The sequence below is a fragment of the Roseovarius sp. MMSF_3298 genome, assembly GCF_030733705.1.
GTDB classification, from domain to species: Bacteria; Pseudomonadota; Alphaproteobacteria; order Rhodobacterales; family Rhodobacteraceae; genus Roseovarius; species Roseovarius confluentis.
The window spans coordinates 1-16,279 of record NZ_JASHIN010000003.1 but is presented as its reverse complement, the minus strand read 5'-3'; the positions used below and the strand labels follow the sequence as shown (position 1 = coordinate 16,279).

Annotated in this window: 16 protein-coding genes; 11 read left to right on the top strand and 5 right to left on the bottom strand. The window is 64.0% G+C overall.

What is annotated here, in order from left to right:
* Window positions 1-76: 76 nt before the first annotated feature.
* A complete protein-coding gene (locus RBB18_RS03810; RefSeq protein ID WP_103762762.1) occupies window positions 77-424 on the bottom strand; it encodes an antibiotic biosynthesis monooxygenase in 348 nt (115 codons plus the stop codon).
* Window positions 421-747 (bottom strand): NIPSNAP family protein, encoded by a 327-nt coding sequence (locus RBB18_RS03805; RefSeq protein WP_306110264.1) that lies wholly within the window; start codon window positions 745-747, stop codon window positions 421-423. Before RBB18_RS03805 ends, RBB18_RS03810 begins: the two co-directional genes overlap by 4 nt.
* 72 nt (window positions 748-819) lie before the next feature.
* Here RBB18_RS03805 and RBB18_RS03800 point away from each other — a divergent pair, with 72 nt between their 5' ends.
* Entirely contained in the window at window positions 820-1,515 is a 696-nt protein-coding gene (locus tag RBB18_RS03800) for a helix-turn-helix transcriptional regulator (protein ID WP_306110263.1), read from the top strand.
* 84 nt (window positions 1,516-1,599) lie between these two features.
* On the opposite strand, the gene panB is transcribed toward RBB18_RS03800, so the two are convergent.
* A complete protein-coding gene (gene panB, locus RBB18_RS03795) occupies window positions 1,600-2,463 on the bottom strand; it encodes a 3-methyl-2-oxobutanoate hydroxymethyltransferase (protein WP_306110262.1) in 864 nt (287 codons plus the stop codon).
* Window positions 2,464-2,625: 162 nt separating this feature from the next.
* Between panB and RBB18_RS03790 the strand changes: the two genes are divergently transcribed.
* From RBB18_RS03790 to RBB18_RS03755, 8 genes are all read left to right on the top strand, one after another.
* The gene (locus RBB18_RS03790) at window positions 2,626-4,083 is read left to right on the top strand and encodes a PLP-dependent aminotransferase family protein (protein WP_103762766.1); all 1,458 of its coding nucleotides are present in this window, start codon (window positions 2,626-2,628) and stop codon (window positions 4,081-4,083) included.
* A gap of 245 nt (window positions 4,084-4,328) precedes the next feature.
* A complete protein-coding gene (xsc, locus tag RBB18_RS03785) occupies window positions 4,329-6,107 on the top strand; it encodes a sulfoacetaldehyde acetyltransferase (RefSeq protein WP_103762767.1) in 1,779 nt (592 codons plus the stop codon).
* An 82-nt stretch (window positions 6,108-6,189) separates the two neighbouring features.
* The gene (locus RBB18_RS03780) at window positions 6,190-7,122 is read left to right on the top strand and encodes a phosphate acyltransferase (protein ID WP_306110261.1); all 933 of its coding nucleotides are present in this window, start codon (window positions 6,190-6,192) and stop codon (window positions 7,120-7,122) included.
* Window positions 7,119-8,177 carry an acetate/propionate family kinase gene (locus RBB18_RS03775; protein ID WP_306110260.1) on the top strand — a complete coding sequence of 353 codons (1,059 nt, stop codon included), beginning with the start codon at window positions 7,119-7,121 and terminating at the stop codon, window positions 8,175-8,177. The genes RBB18_RS03780 and RBB18_RS03775 overlap by 4 nt, the downstream gene beginning before the upstream one ends.
* Window positions 8,178-8,297: 120 nt before the next feature.
* Entirely contained in the window at window positions 8,298-11,123 is a 2,826-nt protein-coding gene (locus tag RBB18_RS03770) for a molybdopterin oxidoreductase family protein (protein ID WP_306110259.1), read from the top strand.
* Between the two features lie 115 nt (window positions 11,124-11,238).
* Window positions 11,239-11,391 (top strand): hypothetical protein, encoded by a 153-nt coding sequence (locus RBB18_RS03765; RefSeq protein ID WP_170067169.1) that lies wholly within the window; start codon window positions 11,239-11,241, stop codon window positions 11,389-11,391.
* A complete protein-coding gene (locus tag RBB18_RS03760; protein ID WP_306110258.1) occupies window positions 11,388-12,167 on the top strand; it encodes a 4Fe-4S dicluster domain-containing protein in 780 nt (259 codons plus the stop codon). The genes RBB18_RS03765 and RBB18_RS03760 overlap by 4 nt, the downstream gene beginning before the upstream one ends.
* Entirely contained in the window at window positions 12,167-13,039 is an 873-nt protein-coding gene (locus RBB18_RS03755; RefSeq protein ID WP_306110257.1) for a DmsC/YnfH family molybdoenzyme membrane anchor subunit, read from the top strand. The genes RBB18_RS03760 and RBB18_RS03755 overlap by 1 nt, the downstream gene beginning before the upstream one ends.
* A 2-nt stretch (window positions 13,040-13,041) precedes the next feature.
* Here RBB18_RS03755 and RBB18_RS03750 read toward each other — a convergent pair whose 3' ends face one another.
* A complete protein-coding gene (locus RBB18_RS03750; RefSeq protein ID WP_306110256.1) occupies window positions 13,042-13,638 on the bottom strand; it encodes a DUF1523 family protein in 597 nt (198 codons plus the stop codon).
* Window positions 13,639-13,763: 125 nt separating this feature from the next.
* Between RBB18_RS03750 and RBB18_RS03745 the strand changes: the two genes are divergently transcribed.
* Window positions 13,764-14,579, top strand: coding sequence for a cyclase family protein (locus RBB18_RS03745; protein ID WP_306110255.1), 816 nt, complete (start codon window positions 13,764-13,766; stop codon window positions 14,577-14,579).
* Window positions 14,580-14,617: 38 nt separating this feature from the next.
* On the opposite strand, the gene RBB18_RS03740 is transcribed toward RBB18_RS03745, so the two are convergent.
* Window positions 14,618-15,856: an aminopeptidase P family protein gene (locus tag RBB18_RS03740; RefSeq protein WP_306110254.1), complete on the bottom strand. Its 1,239-nt coding sequence runs from the start codon at window positions 15,854-15,856 to the stop codon at window positions 14,618-14,620.
* Window positions 15,857-16,019: 163 nt separating this feature from the next.
* Here RBB18_RS03740 and RBB18_RS03735 point away from each other — a divergent pair.
* Window positions 16,020-16,279: P1 family peptidase (locus RBB18_RS03735; RefSeq protein ID WP_306110253.1), on the top strand; the 260-nt coding region annotated here is incomplete at its 3' end.

The window sequence follows — 16,279 nt, the reverse complement described above, 5'->3', positions numbered from 1 at the left end:
TGCGATGTTCCGAACTTGATCCGGGATTTCCTGCCGCGGGAGGTCCCGGGTCAGGCCCGGGACGGGGAGCGCGGCCTCAGCCGCCGTGGACTTGCTTGCTGTCGTCTGGCGCCTCGTCGCGCTCGAACATGCCGTAGTCGCGGATGACCGACACGACGCGCAGGCGGTAATCGTCGAACATGATCTCGCGGCCTGCGCGCTGGGCGCCGCGGTGAGCCTCAAGCCGGCGCCATTCGTCCAGAGCGGCCTCGTCGCGCCAGAAGCTGAGGGAGAGCAGCTTTTCCGGGTTCACCAGGCTTTGAAAGCGTTCGACCGAGATGAAGCCGTCTATGCCTTCCGCAAGCGGTTTCATCTTGGCGGCCATGTCGAGATAGGCGTCTTTCTGGTCAGGGTGCGGCATGACCTCGAAGATGACGGCGATCATTTGGTTTCTCCTTGCTGCGGTGTGGAGACACATTTCAGGAAGGTGCGGTCCTCGCGCAAGAGGAAGTTTTCGGATTGCGCGAAGGCGTAATTTTCGCGCCCCAGCGGATCGGCGACGAGGCGGGCGCGATAGGCTTCGTATTCGGCCAGGCTGGGGATGTTGTAGATTCCGTAGGCCAGGGTCGAGGAGCCTTCGTGCGGAGCGAAATAGCCGATGAGGTCGGCGCCGCAGCGCGGGATGGCGGTGCCCCAGTTGCGGGCGTAGTGCGCGAACTGGGCGTGTTTCGTGGGGTCGACGTGGTAGCGGATGATGCAGGTGAGCATGACGGGTCTCCTTTGGGGTCGCCCCTGTTGTAGCGGATGGACGGGGCGCGATGGTTCGGTTAGCGTCGAACTATGAAGGATGGCCCGGACATATCCCGCGTGGCCGCGCTGATCGGAGATCCGGCGCGGGCCAATATGCTGACCGCGCTGATCAGCGGGATGGCGTTGACCGCGAGCGAGCTGGCGGCTGAGGCGGGGGTGACGTTGCAGACAGCCTCGGCGCACCTGTCGAAGCTGGAGGCGGGCGGGCTGATCACGCTGCGGCGTGAAGGGCGGCACAAGTATTTCCGGCTAGCCAGTGACGAGGTGGCGCATGTGCTGGAGGCGCTGATGGGGCTGGCCGCGGGGACCGGCGCGTTGCGGACGCGGCCCGGGCCGCGAGACCCGGAGATGCGGCATGCGCGGGTCTGTTACAATCATCTGGCCGGGGACATGGGCACGCAGATGTATGATGCGCTGCTGGCGCGGGGTGTTTTGCGGCAGAAAGGCGAGGCGCTTGAACTGACGGACGCGGGACGAAGTTTCGTGACAGGGTTCGGGATCGACCTGGACGGTTTGCCGAAGTCGCGGACGCCGCTTTGCCGTGAGTGCCTGGACTGGTCGGAGCGGCGGTCGCACCTGGCGGGGCAACTTGGGCGGGCGATGTTCAGCCGGATGGAGGCGTTGGGCTGGGCGACCCGGGTCAAGGGGACGCGGGTGGTGCGATTCTCGACGGACGGGGCGGCGGCGTTTGCGGAGGCGTTCGGCGGGGGCCTGCGCCAGGGGTGAGGGGCGCGTGGGTTTTCACCCACCCTACGCGGTTTGTGTGGTGCCGCGCCCTCGGTGGCGGAGTGCGGGCGCGGCATGTGCCGGTCAGATCTGGCGGCGCTTTTCGACCATGTCACGGAACGCGTCGGTGACGCTGTCATCCACGTGATAGCTGTGGTCGTCATCGGGAAAGGCGCCGGAGCGCACATCGGCGGCATAGTCGGACAGGCCCTTTACCGCGACCTCGGTCAGGTTCGCGTAGCGCTTGGTGAACTTCGGTTTGAAGTCGGTGAAGACACCCAGAAGATCATAGCTGAGCAGGATCTGCCCGTCGGTGCCCGCGCCGGCACCGATGCCGATTGTGGGAATCTCGAGCTCGGCGGAGATGATGCGGGCGATCGCGGCTGGCACCGCCTCGAATTCGAGCATGAAACAGCCAGCGTCCTGAATGGCCAGCGCGTCCTGCAGGATGTCCATCGCGTCCTCGGGTGTCTTGCCCTGTACGCGGAAACCGCCATACATCGCGACGCGGTGTGGGGCCATCCCGATGTGGCTGGCCGTGGGGATGCCCGCGGCCACCAGCGCCTTTAGAATGTCGGCCTGGCTGCGGCCGCCCTGGGGTTTCACGGCGTCGCAGCCGCCGTCCTGCATGAAGCGGGTCGCGTTGGTCAGGGCGCGGTCCACGGTGTGATAGCTTTGGTAGGGCATGCAGCCGAGCGAGAAGGTGTTGGGCGCGCCGCGGCGGATGGCCTGGGCGTGCATCACCATCATGTCCATCGTCGCCGGAACGGTCGAAGCGTGGCCGTGGGCGATCATGGCAAGGCTGTCGCCGACCACGACCACGTCGACGCCCGCCGCCTCGGCCCATTGTGCCGAGGTGTAATCGGGCACGGAGGTGTAGACCATGCGCGTTCCATCATGTTTCGAGGCCCTGATCTGGGTGATTGTCCGTTTCTTCCGTTCGGTCATGTGGCCGTCCTCCCTTGAGCCATCGACGCGCCACGTCGCAGGCGGCGCTGAATTGTCGTCAATTGCTATATCATTAGGATATTTAATGGCAACGGTTGAATTTGCCGAGATCGTGATCGGTCCAGATTGCCGCGACAATGGAGCCAGTGTAGGCTGACGCTCATGGCCATATCGGTGGAAAGCTTTTTCCTGTCGCCCGAGGCGGAAGGGACGTTGCAGGCGCAGATCCAGCAGATGATCGCGCAGGGCATCCTGTCGGGGCGATTCCGGAAGGGCGAGAAGCTGCCGAGTTCGCGCAAGATGGCCGAGCACCTGGGCGTGAGCCGGATCACGGTGACGCTGGCCTATACCGAGTTGCAGGCCAACGACTATCTGGAGAGCCGGGACCGTTCGGGGTATTTCGTGTCGCAGAACGCGCCGGAGCCGCCTGCGTTTACGCCCAGTGCGGCGAAGGGTGACATGATCGACTGGGGGCGGGCGATCGGGCGGCGATATACCGGCGGAGCGACGCCGGAAAAGCCGCGGGACTGGTCAAGCTATCCTTATCCTTTCATCTTCGGGCAGACCGATCCGAGCCTGTTCGATCACGCAAGCTGGCGCCATTGCGCGCTGCGGGCGCTGGGGCAGAAGGAGTTCCAGGCGCTGGCGGCGGATGCCTATGACCAGGATGACCCCAAGCTGATCGAGTTCATCGCGCGGCACACCCTGCCGCGGCGGGGGATTTTGGCGGAGCCGGGGGAGATCCTGCTGACGATGGGAGCGCAGAACGCGCTGTGGCTGACGGCACAGGTACTGTTGACACAGCGGCGGACGGCGGCGGTGGAGGAGCCGTGTTACCACGCGCTGCGCGATATCCTGACCCAGTCGCGCTGTCACATGGCGCCGGTGCCGGTGGACCGCGACGGGCTGCGGCCACAGGATTTGCCGGAGCGGGCGGACGTGATTTTCACCACGCCCAGTCACCAGGCGCCGACCAACGCGACCATGCCGCTGGACCGGCGGCAGGCGTTGTTGGCCCGCGCGCGGGAGATGGAGGCGCTGATCGTCGAGGATGATTACGAATTCGAGATCAGCTTTCTGCGCGCGCCGCTGCCGTCGCTGAAATCGCTCGATACGGATGGGCGGGTGATTTACGTGGGGAGCTTTTCCAAGTCGATCTTTCCGGGTCTGCGGCTGGGGTATCTTGTCGGCCCGCAGGCGTTCATCCGGGAGGCGCGGGCGTTGCGGGCGAGCGTGCTGCGGCATCCGCCGGGGCATGTGCAGCGGACCACGGCCTATTTCCTGAGCCTGGGGCACTACGACAGCCTGATCCGGCGGATCGGCAAAGCCTATGCACAGCGGCGGCAGGTGATGGAGACCGCGCTGGAAGATCAGGGCCTCGGCGTGGAAGGTCGCGGCGTATTCGGCGGAAGCTCGATCTGGATGCGGGCGCCGGAGGGGGTGGATACCGAGGATCTTGCGCGCCGGTTGCAGGCCCGGGGCGTTCTGATCGAGCCGGGGCGGCCGTTCTTCGAGACCGCGCGGGCACCGCGCAACTTCTATCGATTGGCTTATTCCTCGATTCCCTCGGAACGGATCGCGGACGGTATCGAGATACTGGCAAATGAGCTGGGCTCGTAAGGCCAGTTGGGGCCATGGTGCGGAATCGATCGAACGCCTTGTTCAAAAGGCGAAAATAACGTTCTTCCGGGTGCGTCACGTTTCCGGATTTCCCATTTTTGAGACAAAAAGTCTCAATAAAAATATTCTCTGGCTATAGTCTGCGCGGGAAACTGGCCCTAGAATGGGGGTGACTGCAAGGGTAGCTTTCCCCCAAACCGCGCCGGGGGAGGACCGGCCCTTTTTCAATGTTCAGGAGCACTGTCATGAAGATGACCACCGAAGAAGCCTTTGTAAAAACGCTGCAACGTCACGGGATCCAGCACGCGTTCGGGATCATCGGGTCGGCGATGATGCCGATCTCGGACTTGTTCCCGAAGGCCGGGATCACGTTCTGGGACTGTGCGCACGAGGGCAGCGCGGGGATGATGGCCGATGGCTATACTCGCGCGACGGGCAAGATGAGCATGATGATCGCGCAGAACGGGCCGGGCATCACCAACTTCGTGACCGCCGTGAAGACCGCCTATTGGAACCACACGCCGCTGCTGCTGGTGACGCCGCAGGCGGCGAACAAGACGATCGGTCAAGGCGGGTTCCAGGAAGTCGAGCAGATGAAGCTGTTCGAGGACATGGTGGCCTACCAGGAAGAAGTGCGCGACCCCACGCGTGTGGCCGAGGTGCTGGCACGGGTGATCAGCCAGGCCAAGCGCCTGTGCGGGCCGGCGCAGATCAACATCCCGCGCGATTTCTGGACGCAGGTGGTGGATATCGAGATTCCCAGCGCGATCGAGTTCGAGGTGAGCCCGGGCGGCAGCAATTCGGTGGCTGAAGCGGCCGCGCTGCTGAGCGAGGCCAAGAACCCGGTGATCCTGAACGGTGCGGGCGTGGTGCTGTCGAAGGGCGGGATCGCGGCGTCGATGGAACTGGCCGAGCGGCTGACCGCGCCGGTCTGCGTGGGCTATCAGCACAACGACGCCTTCCCCGGCTCGCACCCGCTGTTCGCCGGGCCGCTGGGCTATAACGGCAGCAAGGCGGGGATGGAGCTGATCAAGGACGCAGACGTGGTGCTTTGCCTTGGGACGCGGCTGAACCCGTTCTCGACCCTGCCGGGCTATGGCATGGAATACTGGCCTGCCAACGCCAAGATCATCCAGGTGGATATCAACCCCAACCGGATCGGCCTGACCAAGAAGGTCAGCGTGGGGATCGTCGGTGATGCGGCCAAGGTGGCGCAGGGCATCCTGAAGAACCTGGGCGAGACCGCGGGCGATGAAGGCCGCGAGGAGCGCAAGGCGAAGATCGCCGAGACCAAGAGCAAATGGGCGCAGCAACTGGCCAGCATGGACCACGAAGATGACGATCCCGGCACCACCTGGAACGAGCGCGCGCGCAAGGACAAGCCGGACTGGATGAGCCCCCGCATGGCGTGGCGGGCCATTCAGGGTGCGCTGCCGCGGAATGCGATCATTTCCAGCGATATCGGCAACAACTGTGCCATTGGCAACGCCTATCCCGACTTCGACGAGGGTCGGAAATACCTGGCGCCGGGGCTGTTTGGCCCGTGTGGGTACGGCCTGCCGGCCATTGTTGGCGCCAAGATCGGCTGTCCGGATGTGCCCGTGGTGGGCTTTGCCGGTGACGGCGCGTTCGGCATCGCGGTCAACGAGCTGACGGCCATTGGCCGGAGTGAGTGGCCGGGGATCACGCAGATCGTGTTCCGCAACTACCAGTGGGGCGCGGAAAAGCGGAACTCGACGTTGTGGTTCGACGACAACTTCGTGGGCACCGAGCTGGATGACGATGTCAGCTATGCCGGGATCGCCAATGCCTGTGGATTGAAAGGTGTCGTGGCGCGGACGATGGACGAGCTGACCGATGCGCTGAACACCGCGATCAAGGAGCAGATGGAGAACGGCACGACCACGCTGATCGAGGCGATGATCAACCAGGAACTGGGCGAGCCGTTCCGCCGGGACGCCATGAAGAAGCCGGTGGAAGTGGCCGGGATCAGCGCCGACGATATGGTCGAGCAACGGGTCTGAGACGTCGCAATCCTGTGGCCCCGCGGGCATAGTGTGCCACGCGGGGCCGAACAGGGCCCTGGACAGAGTGACAGGACAAGACATGACAGACCGATATCCCTTTCTTGCGGCGAGTGAGCCCAAGTGCCCGCCTTCGTTGTTGAAGCGGGCGCAAGGTTTGCCACGGCCGCGCGTGGCGCTGGTGAATGCCGGGGCGCCGAACCCGTTGCAGGGGATCCGGGAGGCAGCTGAGGCCGGTCTGGCCGATCCGGTGCTGATCGGGGACAGCGACAAGATCAAGGCCACGGCGGCGGAGATCGGGTGGGATATCGCGGGCTTGCCGCTCATCCACGCACCGAAGGAGACCGCCGCGCCGGTGGCCGCCGAGATGGCGCGGACCGGCGAGGTTGGCGCGATCATGAAGGGGCAGATTCACACTTCGACTTTCCTCAAGGGGCTTTTGCCGTCAAAGGCGGGGCTGCGGGAGAAGGGCACGCGCTGCGGGCACGTGTTTCACATCACGATGCCGGAGTCGGAGCGGCCACTCTTGCTGACCGATGCGGCGCTGAACGTGGACCCGGACGTGGAGACGCGGCAGGCCTGCCTGAGCCATGCGGTGATGCTGGCCTACAAACTGGGGATCGAGCGGCCCAAGGCGGGCATCCTCGCCCCGACAGAGGACCCGATCCCGACAGTGCCGAACACGATGGAGGCGGTCGAGATCGCCGAGTGGGCCAAGGGCGCGCTGCCTGGTGCGGTGGTGCAGGGGCCGATGGCGATGGACCTGATCCTGTCGAAAGCGGCGGCAGAGGCGAAGAACTACGAATCCGAGGTGTCGGGCGATGCCGATATCATGCTGACGCCGAACATCACCACGGGCAACGCGCTGTTCAAGCTGATGTCGTTCGGCATGGGCTGTTGCTGTGCCGGCGTGGTGCTTGGGGCGAAGGTGCCGATACTGCTGACCAGCCGGGCCCAGGGCGCGGAAGAGCGTATCGCTTCGGCGGCGTTGGGTGTAATTGGGGGGGCGGCATGATACTGGTCGTGAATGCCGGGTCGTCCTCGATCAAGGTGGAGCTGTTCACGCCTGCGCTGGAGTCGGTTCTGTCGGGATCGGTGACCGAGATCGGCGGGCAGGGGCGGCTGAGCCTTTGGGGTGAGAAGCAGGATGTTTCGGTTGCCGACCATACGGCGGCATTGGGTCTTGTCTTCGAGAAGTTGGAGGCCGCGGGGCATCCAGTGTCCTCGCTGATTGCGGCGGGGCACCGTGTGGTGCATGGCGGGGCGCATTTGACAGCGCCGGAGCGGCTGACCGACGAAGTGATCGCCAAGATCGAGGCAGTGGTGCCGCTGGCGCCGCTGCACAATCCGCATAACCTTTCCGGCGTGCGGGCGCTGGCGGCGCTGGCGCCGGACCTGCCGCAATTCGCCAGTTTCGACACGGCGTTTCACGCGACCAACGCGCCGGTCGCCGTGACCTATGCATTGCCGCAGGCGGAGCGCGACAAGGGCATCCGACGCTATGGGTTTCACGGGCTGTCCTATGCCGGGATGGTGGCGCAGTTCGGTGATGACCTGCCCCGGCGGTTGCTGGGACTGCATCTTGGGAATGGCGCGAGCCTGTGCGCGATGGTCGAAGGCAAGTCGGTGGCGAACTCGATGGGTTATTCGCCGCTGGATGGCCTTGTGATGGGCACCCGGACGGGATGCATCGACGGGATGGCGGTGTTGCGGCTGGCCGAGGATCACGGGATCGACAAGGCGGGCACGATTCTGAACAAGGAAAGCGGGCTGAAGGGGCTGGCGGGGACGAACGACATGGCCACGCTCTTGAGCCGCGACGATGAGGATGCGCAGTTCGCGGTGGAGCATTTCTGTTACTGGGCGGCGCGGCAGGCCGGATCGGCGATTGCCGCCATGCATGGCGTGGATGCCGTGGCCTTTACAGGGGGGATCGGTGAAAATGCCGAGACCATACGCGACCGTATCATGGAGCATCTGACCTGGCTGGGGGATATCCCGGTGCACGTGGTGCCAGCCGACGAGGAGCGGCAGATCGCGCGGGATGTCGTCGGGCTGTTGCCCGGCTGAGCGAAGAATTTCCGCTTTCCCGGCAGAGCGCTTTGGGAAAGCGAACGAACCAATACAAGCGGTCGCGGGGCGGTGTGAACTGGCCTGGCGTGACCGGGAAGAGACAAGGGAGGCGACGACATGCTGGATCAGCCCAAACTGGATACCTCGCCCAAGGTATCAGACGAGGTGCGCAAGACCACCTGCTATATGTGCGCCTGCCGTTGCGGGATCAACGTGCATATGAAGGAGGGCAAGGTTGCCTATATCGAGGGCAACCGGGACCATCCGGTCAACAAGGGCGTTCTGTGCGCCAAGGGCAGCGCGGGGATCATGCAGCATAACGCGCCGTCGCGGCTGCGCGCACCGTTGAAACGGGTCGGGCCGCGCGGGTCGGGCGAGTTCGAGGAGATCAGCTGGGACGAGGCGCTGGAAATCGCCACCGGCTGGCTGGAGCCGCTGCGGCAGGAGGCGCCGGAAAAGCTGGCCTTTTTCACCGGGCGCGACCAGAGCCAGAGCTTCACCAGTTTCTGGGCGCAGAATTTCGGGACACCGAACTATGCCGCGCATGGCGGTTTTTGCAGCGTCAACATGGCGGCGGCGGGCATCTACACGATGGGCGGCGCGTTCTGGGAATTTGGGCAACCGGACTGGGAGAACACGAAGCTGTTCATGATCTTCGGCGTGGCCGAGGACCATGACAGCAACCCGATCAAGATGGGCATCGGACGGCTGAAGGAGCGCGGCGCCAAGGTGATCGGAGTGAATCCGATCCGGTCTGGATACAACGCCGTGGCCGACGAATGGGTCGGGATCACGCCGGGGACCGATGGGCTTTTTATCCTGGCGCTGGTGCATGAACTGCTGCGGGCCGGGAAGATCGATCTGCGGTATCTGGCAGAGTATACCAACGCGCCGGTGTTGGTGAATTGCGATACCAGTTCGCCGGACCACGGGCTGCTGATGCGGGATGCGGATGGCAAGCTGCTGGTGATCGACCGCGCGACGGGACAGCCTGCACCGTTCGACAGGAAAGGCGTGAAGCCGGACCTGTCGACCAGTTATGAAAAGGATGGCGTGACGCATAGGCCGGTGATGCATTTGCTGGCGGAGCGCTACATGGGAGAGGACTACGCGCCCGAGGCCGTGGCGGAACGCTGTGGCGTGAGTGCGCGGCGGATCCGGGCGATTGCCGCAGAACTGGCGCGTGTGGCTTTCGAAGAAGAAATCGTGCTGGACCGCGAATGGACGGATTTCCGGGGCGAGACCCACAAGACGATGGTGGGCCGCCCGGTCAGTTTCCACGCGATGCGGGGGATCAGCGCCCATTCCAACGGGTTTCAGACCTGCCGCGCGCTGCACCTGTTGCAGATCCTTCTGGGCAGCGTTGAAGTGCCGGGTGGCTTCCGCTTCAAGCCACCTTATCCGAAACCGGTCAGCATCCATCCGACGCCGCATAGCAAGGTGACGCCGCATCGTCCGCTGGACGGGCCGCATCTGGGCTTCGTGCGGGGGCCAGAGGACCTGGCGCTGAAGGAAGATGGCAGCCCGGCGCGGATCGACAAGGCGTTCACCTGGGAAAATCCCATGAGTTCGCACGGGTTGATGCACATGGTCATCAGTAATGCCCACGCGGGCGACCCGTACAAGATCGACACGCTTTTCATGTACATGGCGAACATGTCCTGGAACTCTTCGATGAACACGCGCGGCGTGATCGACATGCTGACGGACAAGGACGAGGCTGGCGAGTATGTCATCCCACGTATCATCTATTCGGATGCGTATAGTTCCGAGATGGTCGCCTATTCCGACCTGATCCTGCCTGACACGACCTACCTGGAGCGGCATGACTGCATCAGCCTGCTGGACCGTCCGATTTGTGAGGCGGATGCGGCGGCCGATGCCATCCGCTGGCCCGTCGTGGAGCCGGACCGGGATGTGAAAGGGTTTCAGACGGCTCTGATTTTGTTGGCCAACAAGATGGGGCTGCCGGGATTCACCAACGAGGATGGCAGCGCCAAGTGGGCGGATTATGCCGATTACATGGTCAACCACGAGCGCAAACCGGGTGTTGGGCCGCTGGCCGGGTGGCGGATGGGGGAGGATGGGCCGCAGCATGGCCGCGGTGCGCCGAACGCCTCACAGCTTGATAATTATATCGAGAATGGCGGGTTCTTCGTGAGCCATATCGCCGAAGAACATGCGTATATGAAACCGTGGAACATGGGCTACCAGGACTGGGCCGTCGGCATGGGGTTATATGACAGCCCGCAGCCTTTCATTTTCGATGTCTATGTGGAAACGATGAGGAAATTTCAGCTGGCCGCCGAGGGACATGGGGAACGGCAACCGCCCGAGCATCTGCGCGAGCGGATCAGGGCGACGCTGGACCCGCTGCCGATCTGGTATCCGCCGTTCGAGGACGGGCATGTGGACCCGGTGGAATACCCTGTGCACGCCCTGACGCAGCGACCGATGGCGATGTATCACTCGTGGGGTTCGCAGAATGCGTGGCTGCGGCAAATTCATGGACGCAATCCGCTCTACCTGCCGACCAAGATATGGGAGGCGAACGGGTTTGCCGATGGCGACTGGGCCAAGGTTACGTCGACGCATGGCGAGATCACGGTGCCTGTGGCGCATATGGCCGCGCTCAACGAGAACACGGTCTGGACATGGAACGCGATCGGCAAGCGCAAGGGGGCCTGGGCGCTGGAGGCCGATGCGCCGGAGGCCACGAAGGGGTTTCTGCTCAATCACCTCATTCATGAGTTGTTGCCGCCCAAGGGCGATGGTCTGCGCTGGGCGAACAGTGACCCGGTGACGGGGCAGGCGGCGTGGTTCGACCTGCGGGTGAAGATCGAGAAGACGGCGGCGCCCGAGGAGGTGCACCCGACATTCGCGCCGATCCGGTCGCCGGTGGGGACCGGGCCGGACGAGCTGCGCTGGAAGGTGGGCAAATGAGCGCGGGAATTTTCTTACAAGAAAATTGGCAAGACTTTTCGAAAAGTCTTGGGCGGAAAATGCGTATTTTCCGGCCCATTTTCCGCGCGGAAAATGGGTGCGCGGAGGGGCGGCGGTGAGCGGTAGGGCCCTGACATTGATCGCCATACTGGCGTTCGTGATCTTCGTGGTCGGGACCTTCGTGTGGTTCGTCGGCAAATGGAATTCGAGCGAGGACGCGCCCCAAAGCGGTGGCGTCCCAGCCAAGACAGAGGAGCGGCAAGCATGACGACGCTTCCCGAAACGACGCAGCGCAAGATGGGGCTGGTGATCGACCTGGATACCTGCGTCGGCTGCCACGCCTGCGTGGTGAGCTGCAAGGGATGGAACACCGAGAATTACGGCGCGCCGCTGAGTGACCAGGACCCATATGGCGACGACCCGCGCGGGACGTTCCTGAACCGGGTGCATTCCTATGAGGTGCAGCCCCTAGCCGAGAGCGGGATGCCGCATCCGGCGGCGCAGCTGATCCATTTCCCCAAGTCCTGCCTGCATTGCGAGGATGCACCATGCGTTACCGTATGCCCGACCGGCGCGAGCTATAAGAGGGTCGAGGACGGGATCGTGCTGGTGAACGAGAGCGATTGCATCGGCTGCGGGCTGTGCGCCTGGGCCTGTCCTTACGGCGCGCGCGAGATGGACGCGGCGGAGGGCGTGATGAAGAAATGCACGCTGTGCGTCGACCGGATCTACAACGACAACCTGCCCGAGGAGGACCGGGTGCCGGTCTGCGTGCGGACCTGCCCGGCAGGGGCAAGGCATTTCGGGGATCTGGGCGATCCGGACAGCGATGTGTCGAAACTGGTCGAGGAACGTGGCGGCATGGACCTGATGCCCGAGCAGGGCACGAAGCCCGTGAACCAGTACCTGCCGCCTCGGCCCAAGGATCGTGTCATGTCCGCCCCCGAGGAGAAGATCGACGTGTTGGCGCCGCTGCTGTCCCCCGTGGCGGAAGAGCCCAAGGGGTTCATCGGCTGGCTCGACAAGGCCCTGGAGAAGATCTGATGCACCCTGCCCCGTCTGTTATCGTATTCACCACGCTGTCGGGCCTTGGGTTCGGCCTGTTGTTCTGGCTTGGGCTTGGGGTGATCGTGCCAACCGGCTGGGTCGCGTTCACGTTCTTCGTTATCGGCTACCTGCTGGCGGTGGGCGGGCTGATGGCCTCGACCTTTCACCTGGGCCACCCGGAACGGGCGCTGAAGGCGTTCACGCAATGGCGGTCTTCGTGGCTGAGCCGGGAGGGGGTGTCCTCGGTCGCGGCGCTGATCGTGATGGCGATCTATGGCGCGGGACTGGTTTTTTTCGACACGCAATGGATGCTGGTGGGGGTGATCGGCGCGGTGCTGTCGGCGGTGACGGTGTTCACCACCTCGATGATCTACACGCAGATGAAAACCGTGCCGCGCTGGAACACGCCGCTGACGCCGCTATTGTTCATGGCGATTGCGCTGGCCGGTGGGGCGTTGCTGGCGGGGCAAGTTGAGATTGCGCTGATCCTGATGCCGGTCGCGGCCGCAGTGCAGGTCATCTGGTGGCTGCGCGGCGACAAGGCGCTGGCCCAGAGCGGCACGGATATGGCCACGGCGACGGGGCTGGGCAATATCGGCAGCGTGCGGGCCTTCGAGCCGCCGCACACGGGCAACAATTACCTGCTGCGGGAGTTCGTGTACGTGGTGGGGCGCAAGCATGCGCAGAAGCTGCGGATGATCGCGCTCTTGTTCGGCTACACGGTGCCTTTCGTGCTGCTGCTGGTGCCGTTTTCACATATCGCGGCGCTGGTGGCTGTTCTCGCGCATCTGGGCGGGATCGCGGCCTCGCGCTGGCTGTTCTTTGCGGAGGCCGAGCATGTGGTGGGCCTGTATTACGGGAAACGCTAGTCCTACACTCGGTCTTGGCCCGGTTTCGGGTCGGTCAGGCCCCATTCGTCCGTGGTGGGGTCGATCCGGCGTTCGCGGAAGCGCACCCAGCGGGCGCGGATGGCCCAGACGAGGGCGGCCAGCAGCGTCAGGAAGATGATGTTGAACCACGGGATGATGGTGACGTCGGGGCCGTCGACACGTTCGATCGAGATGGCGTTGGGGAAGATCGAGAAGAATTCGTTGCGCCAGCCGTAATGGGTGATCGACACCCATTTGGGGGATTCGGAGGTGGAGCGCAGGTCGGCGGCCTCGGCCTGAAGGTTCGACGTGTCGAACTTGAAATAGGGCGGCCAGCCCCAGCCGGTATACTCGTTGCGGTAGACCATGACGCCGCCATCGGCGAGCCGGGTCTGGATGAAGAAGATATCGCGGTTGGCCGTGCCCTCGGCGTCGCCGCTGCCCACGTTCGACCAGAAGATCGAGTTCTCACCGAAATCGATGCGTTTCTCGTAAGTGTCGGTGACGCGCGCGATGTCGTGCTGTGGCAGGGTGTAGTGCAGGAAGCCCGCGACCAGCAGCCAGAAGGCGGCAACGAAAATCCATTTGATATAGTGCATGATCGTTCGCTCCTTGATGCCGGGGCGGGCGCGGCAAGGACGCCGCGCGAAGGACCGCCCCCGAGTGCGTCGATCCGTGTTATCCTGTGGATCGGGACCGAACACAACCAACAGGAGTCGAGATAATGTGTGATATCTGCGTGATGCAAGCGGTGAAGGAAAAGATGTTGTCACGCCGACAGTTGTTCGGCGTCGGTGCGGCGGCCGGGGCCGCGGCTGCGCTGGGCACTTTCGGTGCGCCGCGGGCGATGGCGTCGGGGCATGATGCGGTCGAGGATCTGACTCATGCCTACGGGCCGGATTTTCCGACCTATTTCGGGGCGCCCGGGATCTCGATGGAGCAGAAGTTCAATTTCGCCGACAACGGCTTCAACCTGATGGAACTGACGGTGAACGAGCATACCGGCACGCATGTGGACGCACCGCTGCACTTTTCGGAGGATGGTGCGTCGGTGCACGAGATCCCGGTGGGAAGCCTTGTGGCGCCGCTTTGCGTGATCGATATTGCCTCCAAGGCAGAGGAGGACGCGGATGCGCAAGTGACGCCGGATGACCTGCGCGCCTGGATCGAGGCGAACGGCGAAATACCGGATAATGCCTGTGTCGCGCTCTATTCGGGATGGGGCGCGAAGGCCGGATCGGACGCGTTCCGGGGCTTTGATGGCGACAAGATGCACTTCCCGGGATTCCACGTGGAGGCGGCGCAAATGTTGGTCGAGGAAACGGGGGCGCAATCCATCGCGTCCGACACGCTGTCGCTGGATCACGGGCCGTCGGCGGATTTCGCGGCACATTACGCCTGGCTGCCGACCGGGCGCTTCGGGATCGAATGCATTGCCAATCTCGACAAGGTGCCTGCCAGCGGGGCGACGATCGTGATCGGTGCGCCGAAGCACATGGGCGGCACCGGGGGCCCGGCGCGGATCTTCGCGTTGATCTGAAATGAAGATGCCCCGGCGGTAGGGCCGGGGCGCTTGGTTCAGCCCACGACGTTGAACTCCGGCCCGTAGGGATAGCCGGTGATGTTCTCATGCCCGTCCTCGGTGATGACCAGCACGTCGTGTTCTCGGTATCCGCCGGCGCCGGTCTGGCCTTCGGGGATGGTCAGCATCGGCTCCATCGAGATGACCATGCCGGGTTTCAGCACGGTGTCGATATCCTCGCGCAGTTCCAGCCCGGCCTCGCGGCCGTAGTAATGCGACAGGATGCCGAAGCTGTGGCCATAGCCGAAGGTGCGATATTGCAGAAGGTCACGCTCGGCCAGGAAGGCGTTGATCTTGTGCGTGACCTCGGCGCAGGAGATGCCGGGCTTCAGCAGGGACATGCCGTATTCGTGGGTGGCGACGTTGGCCTGCCAGATGGCGAGCGAGGCGGCGTCGACCTCGCCTGCGAACATGGTGCGTTCGAGGGCCACGTAATAGGCCGAGACCATCGGGAAGGTGTTGAGCGAAAGGATATCGCCGCTTTGGAGCTGCCGGGCCGTGACGGGGTTGTGGGCACCGTCGGTGTTGAGGCCGGACTGGAACCAGACCCAGCTGTCGCGGTATTCGGCATCGGGGAAGCGGCGGGCGATTTCCAGTTCCATCGCGTCGCGCCCCGCCATGGCGACGTCGATTTCGCGGGTGCCGATGCGGACCGCGTCGCGGATGGCATGGCCGCCGGCATCGGCGATGGCGGTGCATTGGCGAATGAGGGCGATCTCGGCGGGGGATTTGGCCATGCGCTGGGTCATGGTGTGAGTTGACAGGTCAACCGTTTCTTTCGGCGAAAGGAAGTGGTCCAGCTTGCCACGTTGTTGCACCGTGAGGTGATCGGATTCGTAGCCGATCACCCCGCCGGTGCCGGTGACGGAGCGGATTGCGCGCCAGTAATTGTCGCGCTGCCAGTCGGTGTAGGTGATGTTGTCACCATGACAGCGCCGCCAGGGCTGGCCTGCGTCGATGCCCGCCGAGATGGTGACGCTGTCGGTCGCCGTGACGACAAGGCCGTAGGGCCGCCCGAAGGCGCAGTAGAGGAAGCCAGAGTAATAGGCGATGTTGTGCATCGAGGTGAAGACGGCGGCGGTGACGCCGGATTCGGCCATGATGCGGCGCAGGCCGGCGAGGCGCTGGTCATACTCTGACGCGGAGAAAGGCAGCGGGGCCTTTTCGCCGTTGTGGAAACGGTAGAATTCGGGGCGGGTGCCCGTGACGTCGGTCTGGGTTTGGAATGCAGTCATTGTGTGACCCTCCTTGAGCAAGAAAGGTCCCGGCGTTCAGGACTGTTGGGATATGAGACCCGGGTTTGGGGCGACGCCATCGCCCGCGGGTCTGACGCTGTTCTTGCAGAGCGGGGCAGGTCTGGCAAGATGGTCTGCGACAAAAAGAGGACGGGAACGGACCATGACGGCAAGACCGGGAAAGCGGAACCTGATCACGGATGTGCCGGGGATACTGGTTGGGCAGGCCGACGATGCGGCGGTGAAGACCGGGGTGAGCGTTGTGGTGGGAGACGAACCTTTTACAGCTGGTGTGCACGTCATGGGCGGGGCGCCGGGCACGCGGGAGACAGATTTGCTGGCGCCGGACAAGGTGGTGGAAGCGGTCGATGCGCTGGTGCTGTCGGGCGGGTCCGCATTCGGGCTGGATGCGGCGTCGGGGGT

Bases quoted from the DNA above. Each gene is read 5' to 3' on its own strand.
- RBB18_RS03810 (WP_103762762.1), bottom strand. From the start codon at position 424: ATGATCGCCGTCATCTTCGAGGTCATGCCGCACCCTGACCAGAAAGAC.
- RBB18_RS03805 (WP_306110264.1), bottom strand. From the start codon at position 747: ATGCTCACCTGCATCATCCGCTACCACGTCGACCCCACGAAACACGCC.
- panB (WP_306110262.1), bottom strand. From the start codon at position 2,463: ATGACCGAACGGAAGAAACGGACAATCACCCAGATCAGGGCCTCGAAA.
- RBB18_RS03760 (WP_306110258.1), top strand. From the start codon at position 11,388: ATGACGACGCTTCCCGAAACGACGCAGCGCAAGATGGGGCTGGTGATC.
- RBB18_RS03800 (WP_306110263.1), top strand. From the start codon at position 820: ATGAAGGATGGCCCGGACATATCCCGCGTGGCCGCGCTGATCGGAGAT.
- RBB18_RS03790 (WP_103762766.1), top strand. From the start codon at position 2,626: ATGGCCATATCGGTGGAAAGCTTTTTCCTGTCGCCCGAGGCGGAAGGG.
- RBB18_RS03755 (WP_306110257.1), top strand. From the start codon at position 12,167: ATGCACCCTGCCCCGTCTGTTATCGTATTCACCACGCTGTCGGGCCTT.
- xsc (WP_103762767.1), top strand. From the start codon at position 4,329: ATGAAGATGACCACCGAAGAAGCCTTTGTAAAAACGCTGCAACGTCAC.
- RBB18_RS03780 (WP_306110261.1), top strand. From the start codon at position 6,190: ATGACAGACCGATATCCCTTTCTTGCGGCGAGTGAGCCCAAGTGCCCG.
- RBB18_RS03775 (WP_306110260.1), top strand. From the start codon at position 7,119: ATGATACTGGTCGTGAATGCCGGGTCGTCCTCGATCAAGGTGGAGCTG.
- RBB18_RS03770 (WP_306110259.1), top strand. From the start codon at position 8,298: ATGCTGGATCAGCCCAAACTGGATACCTCGCCCAAGGTATCAGACGAG.
- RBB18_RS03750 (WP_306110256.1), bottom strand. From the start codon at position 13,638: ATGCACTATATCAAATGGATTTTCGTTGCCGCCTTCTGGCTGCTGGTC.
- RBB18_RS03745 (WP_306110255.1), top strand. From the start codon at position 13,764: ATGTGTGATATCTGCGTGATGCAAGCGGTGAAGGAAAAGATGTTGTCA.
- RBB18_RS03740 (WP_306110254.1), bottom strand. From the start codon at position 15,856: ATGACTGCATTCCAAACCCAGACCGACGTCACGGGCACCCGCCCCGAA.